Origin of the sequence: Burkholderia sp. WTPI3 (genome assembly GCF_021483755.1) — a bacterium.
Classification (GTDB): domain Bacteria; phylum Pseudomonadota; class Gammaproteobacteria; order Burkholderiales; family Burkholderiaceae; genus Burkholderia.
This window is the reverse complement of the sequence record NZ_JAGIXF010000033.1, coordinates 1-13,296: the sequence shown is the minus strand read 5'-3', so window position 1 is coordinate 13,296 and position 13,296 is coordinate 1. Positions and strand designations below refer to the sequence as shown.

The following is a 13,296-nucleotide window of genomic DNA, read 5'->3' as shown; positions in this document are numbered from 1 at the left end:
TCCGGCGTGCGCGGCCCCTGCTTCGGCACCCGGCCCCGCGATGTAACCGTCATTTACACTTGACGCACCGGTGCAGCGTTTACAATAAGCGGGATCGAACGACAGGCGGGCACGCAGCCCGTCCTCTTTATACGGATTCATGGCAAAAGCTCCTTATTCCGCCCAGGCACAGGCGTTGCCGCACCGGATGTCGAAGCTCCTCACGGAGATCCGCTGGATTCTCCAGGTCGCGCTCTGCGCCTTTCTGGTAATGGCCCTGTTGAGCTACAGCCGGCGCGATCCAAGCTGGACGCACGCAGCACAGGTGGACCACATCTCGAACTGGGCCGGGCGCGTCGGCGCGTGGACGGCCGACATCATCCTGCTGCTGTTCGGCCTGTCGGCCTACTGGCTGATCGTGCCGCTCGGGCGGCGCATCGCCGTCAACTACCGGCGCATCACGCGTCACGAGGCAGCCGCCGACGAGCCCGAGCGGCCGATCGGCTGGCTCACCGAAATCCTGTCGTTTGTGCTCGTCGTGCTCGCGTGCGACGGCATCGAGGCGATGCGGATGTGGTCGCTGAAGGTGCAACTGCCGCGCGCGCCGGGCGGCGTGATCGGCGAGGCCGTCGCGGGTGCGATGTCGCATGCGTTCGGGTTCACCGGCGGCACGCTGCTGCTGCTGATCCTGCTCGCGGTCGGCCTGTCACTGTATTTCCGCTTCTCGTGGCTGTCGGTCTCCGAGCGTGTCGGCGGCGCGATCCTGTCCGCCGTTACCGTCGCGAAGCTGCGCCGTGAGGCCGAGCGCGATCGCAAGCTGGGCGAAGCCGCGGCCGTGCGCCGTGAAGGCAAGGTCGAGGAAGAGCGCGTGCGCATCGAGGATCACGAACCGGTGACCATCGTGCCGCCGGTTGTCACGCCGGCGAAGTCCGAGCGCGTCGAGCGCGAGCGCCAGGTGCCGCTGTTTACCGACCTGCCGGGCGACTCGACGCTGCCGCCGGTGTCGCTGCTCGATCCCGCTCCGAAGACGCAGGAGGCGATTTCCGCCGACACGCTCGAATTCACGTCGCGCCTGATCGAGAAGAAGCTGAAGGACTTCGGTGTCGAGGCGAGCGTCGTGGCCGCATATCCGGGCCCGGTCGTCACGCGTTACGAGATCGAGCCGGCCACCGGCGTGAAGGGCAGCCAGATCGTGAACCTCGCGAAGGATCTCGCGCGGTCGCTGTCGCTCGTGTCGATTCGCGTGGTCGAGACGATCCCCGGCAAGAACTACATGGCGCTCGAGTTGCCGAACCAGCGTCGCCAGACGGTGCACCTGTCCGAGATCATCGGCTCGGAGGTCTATGCAGCGGCGGCGTCGGCGCTCACGCTGAGTCTCGGCAAGGACATCGGCGGCAAGCCGGTGTGCGCGGATCTCGCGAAGATGCCCCACCTGCTGGTGGCCGGCACGACCGGCTCGGGCAAGTCCGTCGGGATCAACGCGATGATCCTGTCGCTGCTGTACAAGGCGACCGCCGAGCAGGTGCGCCTGATCCTGATCGACCCGAAGATGCTCGAAATGAGCGTCTACGAAGGCATTCCGCACCTGCTGTGCCCGGTCGTCACCGACATGCGCCAGGCCGGCCATGCGCTGAACTGGACGGTCGCGGAGATGGAGCGCCGCTACAAGCTGATGAGCAAGCTCGGCGTGCGCAACCTCGCGGGCTACAACAACAAGATCGACGACGCGGCGAAGCGCGAGGAAAAGATTCCGAATCCGTTCAGCCTGACGCCGGACGACCCGGAACCGCTCGGCCGCCTGCCGAACATCGTCGTCGTGATCGACGAGCTGGCCGACCTGATGATGGTCGTCGGCAAGAAGGTCGAGGAGCTGATCGCGCGGATCGCGCAGAAGGCGCGTGCGGCCGGCATCCACCTGATCCTCGCGACCCAGCGTCCGTCGGTCGACGTGATCACGGGCCTGATCAAGGCGAACGTGCCGACGCGGATCGCGTTCCAGGTGTCGTCGAAGATCGACTCGCGCACGATCCTCGACCAGATGGGCGCCGAATCGCTGCTCGGGATGGGCGACATGCTGTTCCTGCCGCCCGGCTCGGGGCTGCCCGTGCGCGTGCACGGCGCGTTCGTTGCGGACGACGAAGTGCATCGCGTCGTCGAGAAGCTCAAGGAGCAGGGCGAGCCGAACTACGTCGAAGGTCTGCTGGAAGGCGGCACCGTCGACGGCGACGAGGGCTCGGCCGGCGCGGGAACCGGCGAAGGCGGCGACGAGTCTGATCCGCTGTACGACCAGGCGGTCGAGATCGTCATCAAGAATCGCCGCGCGTCGATATCGCTCGTGCAGCGCCATTTGCGGATCGGCTACAACCGCGCGGCTCGGCTGCTCGAGCAGATGGAACAGTCGGGGCTCGTGTCGGCGATGTCGTCGAGCGGCAACCGCGAAATTCTTGTGCCGGCGCGCGACGCGGAATGAGTCCGCGGCGCCTGCAGCGCCGGCCACCCACGGAGAAAACCGCATCATGCAGCAACTTTCGTTCGCCCCTTCCCTTCGTTCGACGCGGCGCTGGCTCGGCGCGGCGTTCGCCGGCGCATCGCTGATGCTTGCGGCGACGCACGCGTTCGCGGGCGGCACCGAGCAGCTGAAGGCCTTCGTGTCGCAGGTGCGTTCGGCAAAGGGCGATTTCACGCAGCAGATCGTCAAGGCGCCGAGCAAGGCCATGAGTGCCGCAAGCGCCGCGCAGGCCATGCCGAAGCCGACCGACAATTCGAGCGGCACGTTCGTGTTCTCGCGTCCGGGCAAGTTCATCTGGACGTACCAGAAGCCGTACCAGCAAGTACTGCAGGCCGACGGCGACAAGCTCTACGTGTACGACCGCGACCTGAACCAGGTCACCGAGCGCAAGCTGAACGGCGCACTGGGCGCGAGCCCGGCCGCGATCCTGTTCGGCAGCAACGATCTCGACAAGAACTACACGCTGCGCGATGCCGGCGAGAAGGGGGGCATCGAGTGGCTCGAGATGTTGCCGAAGGCGCAGGACACGCAGTTCCAGCGGATCGGCATCGGTTTTCGCAACGGCACGCTCGCCGCGATGGAACTGCACGACGTGTTCGGCAACGTCACGCTGCTGACGTTCACCAACATCCAGACGAATCCGCCGCTGAAGAGCGATACGTTCAAGTTCGTCGTGCCGAAGGGCGCCGACGTGATCACCGGCTGACCGGCACCGCGCCGTTCTGCTGACAAGGGCCTGCCGGCGACGGCAGGCCCTTGTCGCTTTCAGGCGCGGCGGCGGGTTCGCACGGCTGTCATAATGTCGGGTCCGGCGGCCCGTTCGGCCGCCATTGTTTGATGTGGAGCGAGGGTTCATGTCCGACCTGTTTCAAGTCGAGCCGCGCCGGCCGCTCGCCGAGGCGCTGCGGCCGAAGACGCTCGCCGAGGTGATCGGCCAGACGCATCTGCTGGGCGAAGGCAAGCCGCTGCGGCTCGCGTTCGAATCCGGCAAGCCGCATTCGATGATCCTGTGGGGGCCGCCCGGCGTCGGCAAGACGACGCTCGCGCGCCTCACCGCGCTCGCGTTCGACTGCGAGTTCATCGCGCTGTCCGCGGTGCTCGGCGGCGTGAAGGACATCCGCGAGGCGATGGAGCAGGCGAAGGACACGCTGAACCGCACCGGCCGCCATACGATCCTGTTCGTCGACGAAATCCACCGTTTCAACAAGGGGCAGCAGGATGCGTTGCTGCCGTTCGTCGAATCGGGGCTCGTGACCTTCATCGGCGCGACGACCGAGAACCCGAGCTTCGAGGTCAACTCGGCGCTGTTGTCGCGGGCGCAGGTCTATGTGCTGCGTTCGCTGAACGACGACGAGATGCGTCAGCTGCTCACGCGCGCGCAGGAAATCGCACTCGACGGCCTCGCGTTCGACGACAAGGCGATCGACACGCTCATCGGCTACGCGGACGGCGACGCACGCCGCTTCCTGAATCTGCTCGAGCAGGCGCAGACCGCCGCATCGTCCGCCCGCGTCACGACGATCGATGCCGAGTTCGTCAGCAGCGCGATGACGTTGAACGCGCGGCGCTTCGACAAGGGCGGCGACAATTTCTACGACCAGATCTCGGCGCTGCACAAGTCGGTGCGCGGGTCGAGCCCGGACGGCGCGCTGTACTGGTTCTGCCGGATGATCGACGGCGGAGCGGATCCGAAATATCTCGCGCGGCGGATCGTGCGGATGGCGTGGGAAGACATCGGTCTCGCCGACCCGCGCGCGCTGCAGATGGCGAACGACGCGGCCGCGACCTACGAGCGGCTGGGATCGCCCGAAGGCGAGCTGGCGCTCGGACAGGCAGTGATCTATCTCGCGTGTGCGGCAAAGAGCAACGCGGGCTACAACGCATTCAACCAGGCGATGGCGTTCGTGAAGCAGGACAAGTCGCGCGAGGTGCCCGTACATCTGCGCAATGCGCCGACCAAGCTGATGAAGGAGCTTGGCTACGGCCACGCGTACCGCTACGCGCACGACGAGCCGAACGCGTATGCGGCCGGCGAGACATATCTGCCGGAAGGCATGCGCGAGCCGCACTGGTACAAGCCGGTGCCGCGCGGGCTCGAGTCGAAGATCGCCGAGAAGCTCGCGTGGCTGCGCGAGCTCGACCGCGAGGCCGGCAAGAAGGGCTGACCGGCAGCGCAGGCCTGCGGCCGGCGCTGCCCGGGGTGCGTCTAGCGCTTGCGGCCCGGTTGTTTCTTCCAGTACTCGAACGGCTCCTCGTGGCATTCGATGTCCAGTTCCGCGACTCGTGCGTGCAGGCGCTCCTGCGCATCGGCGATCGCGAGGTTGTAGATCGCCGGTGCGATTTCCTCGACGAAGAAGTGCAGCAGTGCGCCGGCCTGGATGTTGCCGATCGGCTCGTCCATGTTTTCCGTGAAATAGCGTTGCAGCGACGCGATTGCGCGCTCGCGAACATCCTTGTCCAGTTCGATGGCCATCGTATTCCTCGGGTGACGGTGATACGAAAGCGGATGCGTTGCCCGCCGCACTGCGCCGGACCGGCGCGGCTGGTGCGCGCTTCGCGGTGGCGCCGCGCGATGCGATCCGCCGGCTGCCGACGCACAGGCCGACCACGCGATACTGCCACGCCGGTCGCCTGTTTGCGGCATTGTCCGTCCGGCCAGTGCCGTGGCAGCCCCGCGGTGCGTTAGAATTCCCGTCCTACACAACGATTTTCCAAGTCCTCCCATGCTCGACATCCAGTTGCTGCGCAAAGACCTCGACGGCGTCGCCAAGCGCCTCGCCGATCGCGGCTACACCCTCGACGTCGCCGCGTTCTCCGCTCTCGAAGCGGAACGCCGCGCGATCCAGACCCGTACCGAAGAGCTCCAGGCGCGCCGCAACAGCCTGTCGAAGCAGATCGGCGCGATGAAGGGGAAGGGCGAGGACACGTCGGCCGTGATGGCCGAAGTCGGCGGGATCGGCGACGAGATGAAGGCGGGCGAAGCCAAGCTCGGCGAAATCCAGACGCGCCTGTCCGACCTGATGCTGGGCATGCCGAACATCGCGCACGACAGCGTGCCGGTCGGCAAGGACGAGGCCGACAACGTCGAGGTGCGTCGCTGGGGCACGCCGCGCCAGTTCGACTTCGCGGTGAAGGATCACGTCGACGTCGGCACGCCGCTCGGCCTCGATTTCGAAACCGGCGCGAAGCTGGCCGGCGCGCGCTTCACGATGCTGCGCGGTGCGATCGCGCGTCTGCATCGCGCGCTCGCGCAGTTCATGATCGATACGCATACGCAGCAGCACGGCTACAGCGAGACGTATACGCCGTACATCGTGAATCCCGAGATCCTGTACGGCACGGGCCAGTTGCCGAAGTTCGCGGACGACATGTTCCGTGTCGAGAAGGGCGGCGCCGAGAACACGATCACGCAATACCTGATCTCCACGTCGGAAATTTCGCTGACGAACACCGTTCGCGAATCCATCGTCGAAGGCTCCGCGCTGCCGATCAAGCTCACCGCGCATTCGCCGTGCTTCCGCTCGGAAGCGGGCTCGTACGGCCGCGACACGCGCGGGATGATTCGCCAGCACCAGTTCGACAAGGTCGAAATGGTTCAGGTCGTCGCGCCGGACGCATCGTATGCAGCGCTCGACGAGATGGTCGGCCACGCGGAAGCGATCCTGCAGAAGCTCGGCCTGCCGTACCGCGTGATCACGCTGTGCACGGGCGACATGGGTTTTTCCGCCGCGAAGACGTTCGACCTCGAAGTGTGGCTGCCCGCGCAGAACACCTATCGCGAGATCTCGAGCTGCTCGAACACCGAGGCGTTCCAGGCGCGCCGGATGCAGGCGCGTTTCCGCAATGCGCAGGGCAAGCCGGAACTCGTGCACACGCTGAACGGTTCGGGCCTCGCGGTCGGCCGCACGCTCGTCGCGGTGCTGGAGAACTACCAGAACGCGGACGGTTCGGTCACGGTGCCGGAGGCGCTGCGTCCGTATATGGGCGGCATGGAGCGCATCGACGCGCCTGCACAGACGTCGTGAGATTGTCGAACGATCGGCTTTCGAGGGTCCGGCAAAAAAAATTGCAAAAAGGGCTTGTGAGTTTCAAAGAGATCGTTCTATAATCTTTTCTTTCCCGGACACGACCAGCCGGGAATTGAAGCAGCAAGGAAGGAGAGGTGGCAGAGTGGTCGAATGTACCTGACTCGAAATCAGGCGTACGGTTTCCCCGTACCGTGGGTTCGAATCCCACCCTCTCCGCCAAAATACGAAGCCCCGTGATTCGAAAGGATCACGGGGTTTTTCGTTTTGGTCGACCGGTGGAGCTGCGGCGCGTCGCAATTGTTCCTATGCCGCGGCCGGATACTGCGCGAGCACGCGCTCGCGGATCGACGGCTTGATGTTCGACTGTGCCATGTTGCCGCCGTAGTGCGCGACGACGCGCGGATTCATCACGCGATACCAGAGCGGCGGCACGTACGCGAACAGGATCATCGTCGCGTACCCGGCCGGCAGTTGCGGCGAATCGTCGAAGTGGCGCAACGCCTGGTACGAGCGCGTCGGATTCGCATGATGGTCGGCGTGCCGCTGCAACTGGTACAGGAACAGATTCGTGACGACGTGATTGCTGTTCCACGAATGCTGCGGCGTGCAGCGCTCGTAACGGCCGTTCGGCAGCTTGCGGCGGCCGAGGCCATAGTGCTCGACGTAATTGACGACTTCGAGCAGCGACGCGCCGTAGACGGCCTGGATCACGAGGAACGGGATCACGATCCTGCCGGCCATTGCGATCGCGACGGCCCACACGACGACGGTCATCGCCCAGGCGTGCAGTACCTCGTTGCGCCAGCTCCACGGCGAATGCCCGAGCCGCTCGAGTCGCGCCTTTTCGAGTTGCCACGCCGAGCGGATGCTGCCGGTCACCGTGCGCGGCAGGAACGCCCAGAACGATTCGCCGTAGCGCGCGCTTGCCGGATCCTCGGCCGTCGCGACGCGCACGTGATGGCCGCGGTTGTGTTCGACGAAGAAGTGCCCGTACGCGACGGGCGCGAGCGTGACCTTCGCGAGCCAGCGCTCGAAGCGGTTGGTCTTGTGGCCGAGTTCGTGCGCGGTATTGATCGAGATGCCCGTCGCGGCGCCGAGCGACAGCGCGAAGCCGACGTAGTCGTACCACGTGAGCGCATGCGTGCCGACGATCCACATGCACGTGAAAAACGCGACGTATTCGACGAGCGTCGCGAGGTAGACGATGAAGCGGTAGTAGCGTTCCCGCTCGAGCTGCGGAACGACGGTTTCGGGCGGGTTGTCCCGATCGTCGCCGATCAGCGTGTCGAGGACCGGAATCACGCCAAATGCGAACAGCGGCCCGAACCACCAGAACACGTGAAGTCCCGTCGCAAGCGCGAGCTGGGCCGCGAGGATCGGCAGCGTGATCGTCAGCGCGCCGAGGAGCCACAGGTAACGTTTGCCATCCGACCAGCTCAAGGCCGGTCCGTCCGTCATTGCCATTGTCTCCCTCCTTTGGACTGCCTCCGGCACGCAGGGGCGCCGGGCGGCCGCATCCATTTAGTCGTTCGAATCGTCGTCGGTGCGCGACGCTGCGCGCGGCCCCGGATCGGAAGTCCGGTTGTGCCAGTTATACGACCGTCACGCACGCTTTCCAAACTCCGACGCTAGGCGTGAAACTCCAAACGGCGGTCTGTGCGGGACGCAGGTGGGGAGGGGCCGACAGGGGGTGATTGAAACAGCCTGATACGAGCCGTATCGGCTCGCACGGCCTCGGCTCTGGTCTGATGAATGCGCGAGCCGGGTGCGCGAGTTTTCAGGCTTCGCGTATCGCAACGAATGTTGCAATGCAATAATCGACGCGCAGCAGCGCGTTGCGGAACCTCGCTACCCGATACATATATTACGAACCATTACGAGCCGCACGGCGAAATACCGGACGCTCGCCGCGAGAATGTCATGCACGACAAAGGCGAGCGAGGGGCATGTCCGGCATCGCACTTCGGACGCGCGCGCGTTGCAGCCGATCGATGTGCGAATGCTGCACCTGCACACCCGCGCATGCAGCGTTGCCTGCCGCCTTTCGATCCGCGCTGCCATTTGAAAATAACGATTTGACTCATGCCCCGCTTTCGGTTGAAGCTAATAACTTGCTGTCCGAAGGGGGCTGTGCCTGCATGAGTTCGACCTTGACCGTTCGTCGTATCGCTGCCGACCAGGGTGGCGTGTATCGCGAACTCCGCGCCGCATCGCTTCGTGAGCCCTATGCGCCCAGTGAAGCGCCGGAGGCCGAATTGCTGAACGTCGATTCCGACGCGGCGGCGGCCATCGCCGCGCTGCGCGCCGCATCCGACGAATCGACGACTTTCCTGCTTTACACCGAAGGCCATCCGGCCGGTATGATCGGCGCGTATTTCGACAATACGCCTGAGCGCCGCGCGTTCGTCAGCGAGCTGTGGGTCGCGCACGCAGTCCGCCACCTGCGCGGCGGCGTGCTGCTGCTCGAAACGGCTACTGGGTGGCTGGCCGAACGCGGTGCGCAGGACGTCTACGCATGGATCGCCGACGCGAACCGCAACGCGGTCCGCTTCTACGAGCGCGCGGGTTTCGGCAATACCGGCGAGCACGCGCCGATCGCGCGGATGCCCGGCGCGATGAAGTCGCTGTTCGTGTCGCGGGTCAACACACCCTGATGGATGAACATTCGGGCCGCCCGGCGCGATGAACGCCTCGCCGCGCGCCGGTCCGCCACGCCGGTGGTGTGCTCGCCCCCACCCAAGTCCCAAAAATAATGGCTGCACGCGTGGACGCCTGTAAAATACGCAAAAATTTTTTGCAGAGTGTCCATGTCGTTTAAAAAATCGCCATTCTTCGAGCTGCGCAGCGGATCGGTCGATACGTTGCTGTTCACCGTGAAGACGACCGATCTCGATGCGTTGCGTACCGAACTGGTCAAGCGCTTCGAAGCGACTCCAGAGTTTTTCGCCGATGATGTCGTCGCGATCGACGTCCGTCGCCTCGCGGACGGTGAACGCGTCGCGCTCGCCGACATCCGCAAGATGCTGAACGACGTGCGGATGCGCCCGGTGGGCGTCGTCGCACTGCCGACGCAAGGCTGGGCGGCAACTGCGGGCCTGCCGTTGCTCGAAGCGCGCGATCGCCGCGTGTCGGCCGCGAAACCGGCCGAGGAAGCGGAGCCGGTGCCCGTCGTCGAGGCGCCTGCTGCTGCGGCCGCAGCCGAAGCGACGTCCGAGCCTGCTCCGACGCCGATTCAGACCGGCGGCCAGACGCTGGTGATCGACCGGCCGCTGCGTTCGGGACAGCAGATTTACGCGAAAGGAGACCTCGTGGTGCTCGCGCCGGTCAGTCACGGCGCAGAGATCATCGCGGAAGGCAATATCCACATCTACGCGCCGTTGCGCGGCCGCGCACTCGCGGGCGTGCACGGCAATCACGACGCGCGCATTTTCTGCACGTGTCTCGAACCGGAACTGATTTCGATCGCGGGTATCTATCGAACAACCGAGAACCCGCTGCCCGCCGACGTACTGGGCAAATCGGTGCAGATCCGGCTCGAAGAGGAAAAACTGATGATCGAACCGCTGCGCCTGACGTGATTCACGCCGCACGCTCCGGATCGATCGGCTCTCATTGACGAACACAGGGTATTGGGTAAATGGCAAAAATCATCGTGGTGACTTCGGGCAAGGGCGGCGTGGGCAAGACGACGACGAGCGCGAGCTTCGCGTCCGGCCTTGCGCTGCGCGGCCACAAGACGGCCGTGATCGACTTCGACGTCGGCCTGCGCAACCTCGATCTCATCATGGGCTGCGAGCGCCGCGTCGTGTATGACCTCGTGAACGTGATCCAGGGCGAAGCGAACCTGAACCAGGCGCTGATCAAGGACAAGAAGTGCGAGAACCTGTTCATCCTGCCGGCGTCGCAGACGCGCGACAAAGATGCGCTCACGCGTGACGGCGTCGAGAAGGTGCTGAACGACCTGGTCGCGATGGACTTCGAATACATCATCTGCGACTCGCCGGCCGGTATCGAGGCAGGCGCGCTGCACGCGATGTACTTCGCGGACGAAGCGCTGATCGTGACGAACCCGGAAGTGTCGTCGGTGCGCGACTCGGACCGTATTCTCGGTATCCTGTCGTCGAAGACCAAGCGCGCGACCGAAGGCAAGGATCCGATCAAGGAACACTTGCTGATCACGCGTTACAGCCCGAAGCGCGTGAGCGAAGGCGAGATGCTGTCGCTCGAGGACATCAGCGAGATCCTGCGTATCAAGCTGATCGGCGTGGTGCCGGAATCGGAAGCCGTGCTGCATGCTTCGAATCAGGGTCTGCCGGCCGTGCATCTCGACGGCACCGATGTCGCCGAGGCGTACAAGGACATCGTTGCGCGCTTCGTCGGCGAAGACAAGCCGCTGCGTTTCACCGAATACCAGAAGCCGGGCCTGCTGCAGCGCCTCTTCGGCAGCAAGTAACGGAGGTCGCTCATGTCCATCCTTTCGTTTCTCCTTGGCGAGAAGAAGAAGTCCGCGTCGGTCGCGAAGGAGCGCCTGCAGCTCATCATCGCGCACGAGCGGGTCGGCGGCCGGCCGCCGGCCGATTACCTGCCCGCGCTGCAGAAGGAGCTGGTCGCGGTCATCTCGAAGTACGTCCATATTTCGAACGATGACATCCGCGTGAGCCTCGAGCGCCAGGACGATCTCGAAGTGCTCGAAGTCAAGATCGAGATCCCGCAAGCCTGACCCTTGCAGGTGTCCCACCGCACGGCGGCATGTGTGCCGTCGTGCGCGTCTTACGCCCTGTTGCACTTTCGGGCACGCCGTAACACGGCCCTTGTCGGCCGTCAGCCGTCCTCCCGCATTGAACGAATACGCTCGCGTCAATTGTTCAATCAGGAGGTTGTGATGGCTGTCTCTACTGTTCAACGTCGTATCGTTTCGCTCGCGCTGTTCGCCGCAGGCCTGTCAGCCGTCGCCGCACCGCTCGCCGCACGCGCGGACGAGATCATCGTCGGCGCGCCCGTGCGGGTGCAGTCGGCCCGGATGGTCGTCGCCGAGCCCGTGGCCCTGCGTACCGAGGAAGTCGTCGTCGTCGGGCCGAATGCGCCGCCGCCCGTGCGCTACGAGGTTGTGCCGGCTGCACGCGTCGGCTACGTGTGGGAGCGCGGCCACTGGCGCTGGGATCATGGCCGCTACGTATGGATCGGCGGCCACTGGGAAGCCGAGCGCGTCGGCATGCACTGGGTGCCGGGCCATTGGGATCAGCGCGGCCCGAACTGGTTCTGGACGCGTGGTCACTGGGCCTGACGGAGGCGTGCGATGAAACGAACCGCAATCGCCATCGCGCTCGTCGCGATCACGCTGGCCGGCTGCATCGTCGTGCCGGCTCGACCCGTCTACTATCGGCCGGCGCCGGTGGTGATCTACTGAGCGTCGCGCGGGCCCGGCTGTGCCGGGCCGTTCGCGGCGGACGCGGCCGGCTCGTCGACACTCTCGTCGCGCAACGTATCGAGCGGGTCGGCGGGCGCGGCGTCCGCATCCTGCGGCTCGGTGACGTTGCTCGCCGTCGCCGGCGCAGCAGCAGCGGTTGGCGCAGCGGCCGCTGGCGGTGCGAGATAGCGCTGCGCGAGCGTTTCGTAGAGCGGCGGCGCGAAGAAGCGCGCCACGCGGCTCGATACGAGCGCGGTTGCCATCAACGAAATCACGAGCGCGTGGCCGTTGATCATTTCCATTACGATCACGAACGACGTGATCGGCGACTGCGTGACCGCCGCGAGGTAGCCGACCATCGCGAGCGCGATCAACATCGGCAGGCCCATGTCGCCGAACACGAGGTGCAACAGGTTGCCGAAGCCGGCGCCGATCGACAGCGACGGTGCGAAGATCCCGCCCGGGATGCCCGGCAGGTACGACGCGACCATCGATACCATCTTCAGGAACGGATAGAACGCCGAAAGCTGTTCATGGCCGTCGAGCAGGCCGCGCGCTTCGGCATAGCCGCTGCCGAACGTCGTGCCGCCCGACACGAGGCCGACGACGGCGATCACGAAGCCGCACAGCGCCGCGAATGCGATCGGGCGCTCGCGGTACAGGTCTAGCAGGCGTGGGGGCAGCCAGCGTCCCGTATTGAGCAGCAGCCAGCTGAAGAGGCCGCCCGCGATTCCCGTGACGATCGCGGTGACGAGCACGGCGACGGCGAGCATCTTCGGAAAATGCTGGCCGGCGTCGATCGTGCCGAAGTACGTGTAGTTGCCGTTCAGGCCGAGCGCAACGACACCTGCGAGGATGATCGCGGTGATCAGCACGCCGCTTGCGCGCGCGGAGAAGCTGCGGGTCAGCTCTTCGATCGCGAACACGATCCCGGCCAGCGGCGTATTGAATGCCGCCGACAGGCCGGCGGCGGCGCCGGCGAGCACGAGCTGACGCTCGATCTGCGCATTGGAGCGCGGGTAGAAGCGCCTCAGGTTGAACATCAGCGCGGCACCGACCTGCACGGTCGGCCCTTCACGGCCGATCGTGAAGCCGCCGAGAATGCCCATGAACGAGATCAGCACCTTGCCGAACAGGATGCGCAACGTCAGCAGGCGTGCGCCGAACGCGCTGGGGCGCGCATGCAGCGTCGCGATGACCTGCGGGATGCCGCTGCCCTCTGCACCGCGAAAGAAGCGGCGCGTGAGCCATGCCGACGCAGCGGCGATCGATGGCGTCAATACCAGCGGCAGCCATGTGGCGTGGTCGCGCATCGTGCGGAACGTGTCGTAGCCCCAGTCGATCAGCCGCGCGTAGAGCACGGCCGCGAGACC

General features: G+C 65.4%; 12 protein-coding genes and 1 tRNA gene. 10 read left to right on the top strand and 3 right to left on the bottom strand.

Annotated features, from left to right (window positions below; genetic code table 11):
• The first annotated feature begins 139 nt into the window (after positions 1-139).
• The 3 genes from J7024_RS19045 (at position 140) to J7024_RS19035 (ending at position 4,653) form a co-directional block, all read left to right on the top strand.
• Complete coding sequence (locus tag J7024_RS19045) at positions 140-2,449, top strand: DNA translocase FtsK (RefSeq protein WP_124827988.1); 2,310 nt, start codon at positions 140-142, stop codon at positions 2,447-2,449.
• Positions 2,450-2,495: 46 nt separating this feature from the next.
• Positions 2,496-3,194, top strand: coding sequence for an outer membrane lipoprotein chaperone LolA (gene lolA, locus J7024_RS19040; RefSeq protein WP_124827987.1), 699 nt, complete (start codon positions 2,496-2,498; stop codon positions 3,192-3,194).
• Positions 3,195-3,342: 148 nt separating this feature from the next.
• Complete coding sequence (locus tag J7024_RS19035) at positions 3,343-4,653, top strand: replication-associated recombination protein A (RefSeq protein ID WP_124827986.1); 1,311 nt, start codon at positions 3,343-3,345, stop codon at positions 4,651-4,653.
• Positions 4,654-4,694: 41 nt separating this feature from the next.
• Here the strand turns inward: J7024_RS19035 and J7024_RS19030 are convergent, their stop codons facing one another.
• The gene (locus tag J7024_RS19030; protein ID WP_124827985.1) at positions 4,695-4,961 is read right to left on the bottom strand and encodes a DUF2164 domain-containing protein; all 267 of its coding nucleotides are present in this window, start codon (positions 4,959-4,961) and stop codon (positions 4,695-4,697) included.
• A gap of 250 nt (positions 4,962-5,211) precedes the next feature.
• Here J7024_RS19030 and serS point away from each other — a divergent pair, with 250 nt between their 5' ends.
• Together serS and J7024_RS19020 are read left to right on the top strand one after the other, a co-directional pair.
• Positions 5,212-6,513 carry a serine--tRNA ligase gene (gene serS, locus J7024_RS19025; protein WP_124827984.1) on the top strand — a complete coding sequence of 434 codons (1,302 nt, stop codon included), beginning with the start codon at positions 5,212-5,214 and terminating at the stop codon, positions 6,511-6,513.
• 131 nt (positions 6,514-6,644) lie between these two features.
• Positions 6,645-6,735 (top strand) — tRNA-Ser (locus tag J7024_RS19020).
• A gap of 84 nt (positions 6,736-6,819) precedes the next feature.
• Here J7024_RS19020 and J7024_RS19015 read toward each other — a convergent pair.
• Positions 6,820-7,980 carry an alkane 1-monooxygenase gene (locus J7024_RS19015; RefSeq protein WP_124827983.1) on the bottom strand — a complete coding sequence of 387 codons (1,161 nt, stop codon included), beginning with the start codon at positions 7,978-7,980 and terminating at the stop codon, positions 6,820-6,822.
• 527 nt (positions 7,981-8,507) lie between these two features.
• On the opposite strand from J7024_RS19015, the gene J7024_RS19010 reads away from it, so the two are divergent.
• From J7024_RS19010 to J7024_RS18990, 5 genes are all read left to right on the top strand, one after another.
• A complete protein-coding gene (locus J7024_RS19010) occupies positions 8,508-9,170 on the top strand; it encodes a GNAT family N-acetyltransferase (RefSeq protein WP_390678992.1) in 663 nt (220 codons plus the stop codon).
• A 153-nt stretch (positions 9,171-9,323) separates the two neighbouring features.
• Positions 9,324-10,094: a septum site-determining protein MinC gene (gene minC / locus J7024_RS19005; protein ID WP_124827982.1), complete on the top strand. Its 771-nt coding sequence runs from the start codon at positions 9,324-9,326 to the stop codon at positions 10,092-10,094.
• Positions 10,095-10,153: 59 nt separating this feature from the next.
• Positions 10,154-10,969 carry a septum site-determining protein MinD gene (gene minD, locus J7024_RS19000; RefSeq protein ID WP_124827981.1) on the top strand — a complete coding sequence of 272 codons (816 nt, stop codon included), beginning with the start codon at positions 10,154-10,156 and terminating at the stop codon, positions 10,967-10,969.
• A 12-nt stretch (positions 10,970-10,981) separates the two neighbouring features.
• Positions 10,982-11,236 carry a cell division topological specificity factor MinE gene (minE, locus tag J7024_RS18995; RefSeq protein ID WP_006486661.1) on the top strand — a complete coding sequence of 85 codons (255 nt, stop codon included), beginning with the start codon at positions 10,982-10,984 and terminating at the stop codon, positions 11,234-11,236.
• Between the two features lie 162 nt (positions 11,237-11,398).
• Positions 11,399-11,800, top strand: coding sequence for a YXWGXW repeat-containing protein (locus J7024_RS18990; protein ID WP_124827980.1), 402 nt, complete (start codon positions 11,399-11,401; stop codon positions 11,798-11,800).
• 116 nt (positions 11,801-11,916) lie between these two features.
• Here the strand turns inward: J7024_RS18990 and J7024_RS18985 are convergent.
• Positions 11,917-13,296 (bottom strand): chloride channel protein (locus tag J7024_RS18985; protein WP_234745361.1); only part of this gene is annotated, 1,380 nt, incomplete at its 5' end.

Coding starts and splice junctions, on each gene's coding strand:
- J7024_RS19045 (WP_124827988.1), top strand. CDS start 140: ATGGCAAAAGCTCCTTATTCCGCCCAGGCACAGGCGTTGCCGCACCGG.
- lolA (WP_124827987.1), top strand. CDS start 2,496: ATGCAGCAACTTTCGTTCGCCCCTTCCCTTCGTTCGACGCGGCGCTGG.
- J7024_RS19035 (WP_124827986.1), top strand. CDS start 3,343: ATGTCCGACCTGTTTCAAGTCGAGCCGCGCCGGCCGCTCGCCGAGGCG.
- J7024_RS19030 (WP_124827985.1), bottom strand. CDS start 4,961: ATGGCCATCGAACTGGACAAGGATGTTCGCGAGCGCGCAATCGCGTCG.
- serS (WP_124827984.1), top strand. CDS start 5,212: ATGCTCGACATCCAGTTGCTGCGCAAAGACCTCGACGGCGTCGCCAAG.
- J7024_RS19015 (WP_124827983.1), bottom strand. CDS start 7,980: ATGGCAATGACGGACGGACCGGCCTTGAGCTGGTCGGATGGCAAACGT.
- J7024_RS19010 (WP_390678992.1), top strand. CDS start 8,508: ATGTGCGAATGCTGCACCTGCACACCCGCGCATGCAGCGTTGCCTGCC.
- minC (WP_124827982.1), top strand. CDS start 9,324: ATGTCGTTTAAAAAATCGCCATTCTTCGAGCTGCGCAGCGGATCGGTC.
- minD (WP_124827981.1), top strand. CDS start 10,154: ATGGCAAAAATCATCGTGGTGACTTCGGGCAAGGGCGGCGTGGGCAAG.
- minE (WP_006486661.1), top strand. CDS start 10,982: ATGTCCATCCTTTCGTTTCTCCTTGGCGAGAAGAAGAAGTCCGCGTCG.
- J7024_RS18990 (WP_124827980.1), top strand. CDS start 11,399: ATGGCTGTCTCTACTGTTCAACGTCGTATCGTTTCGCTCGCGCTGTTC.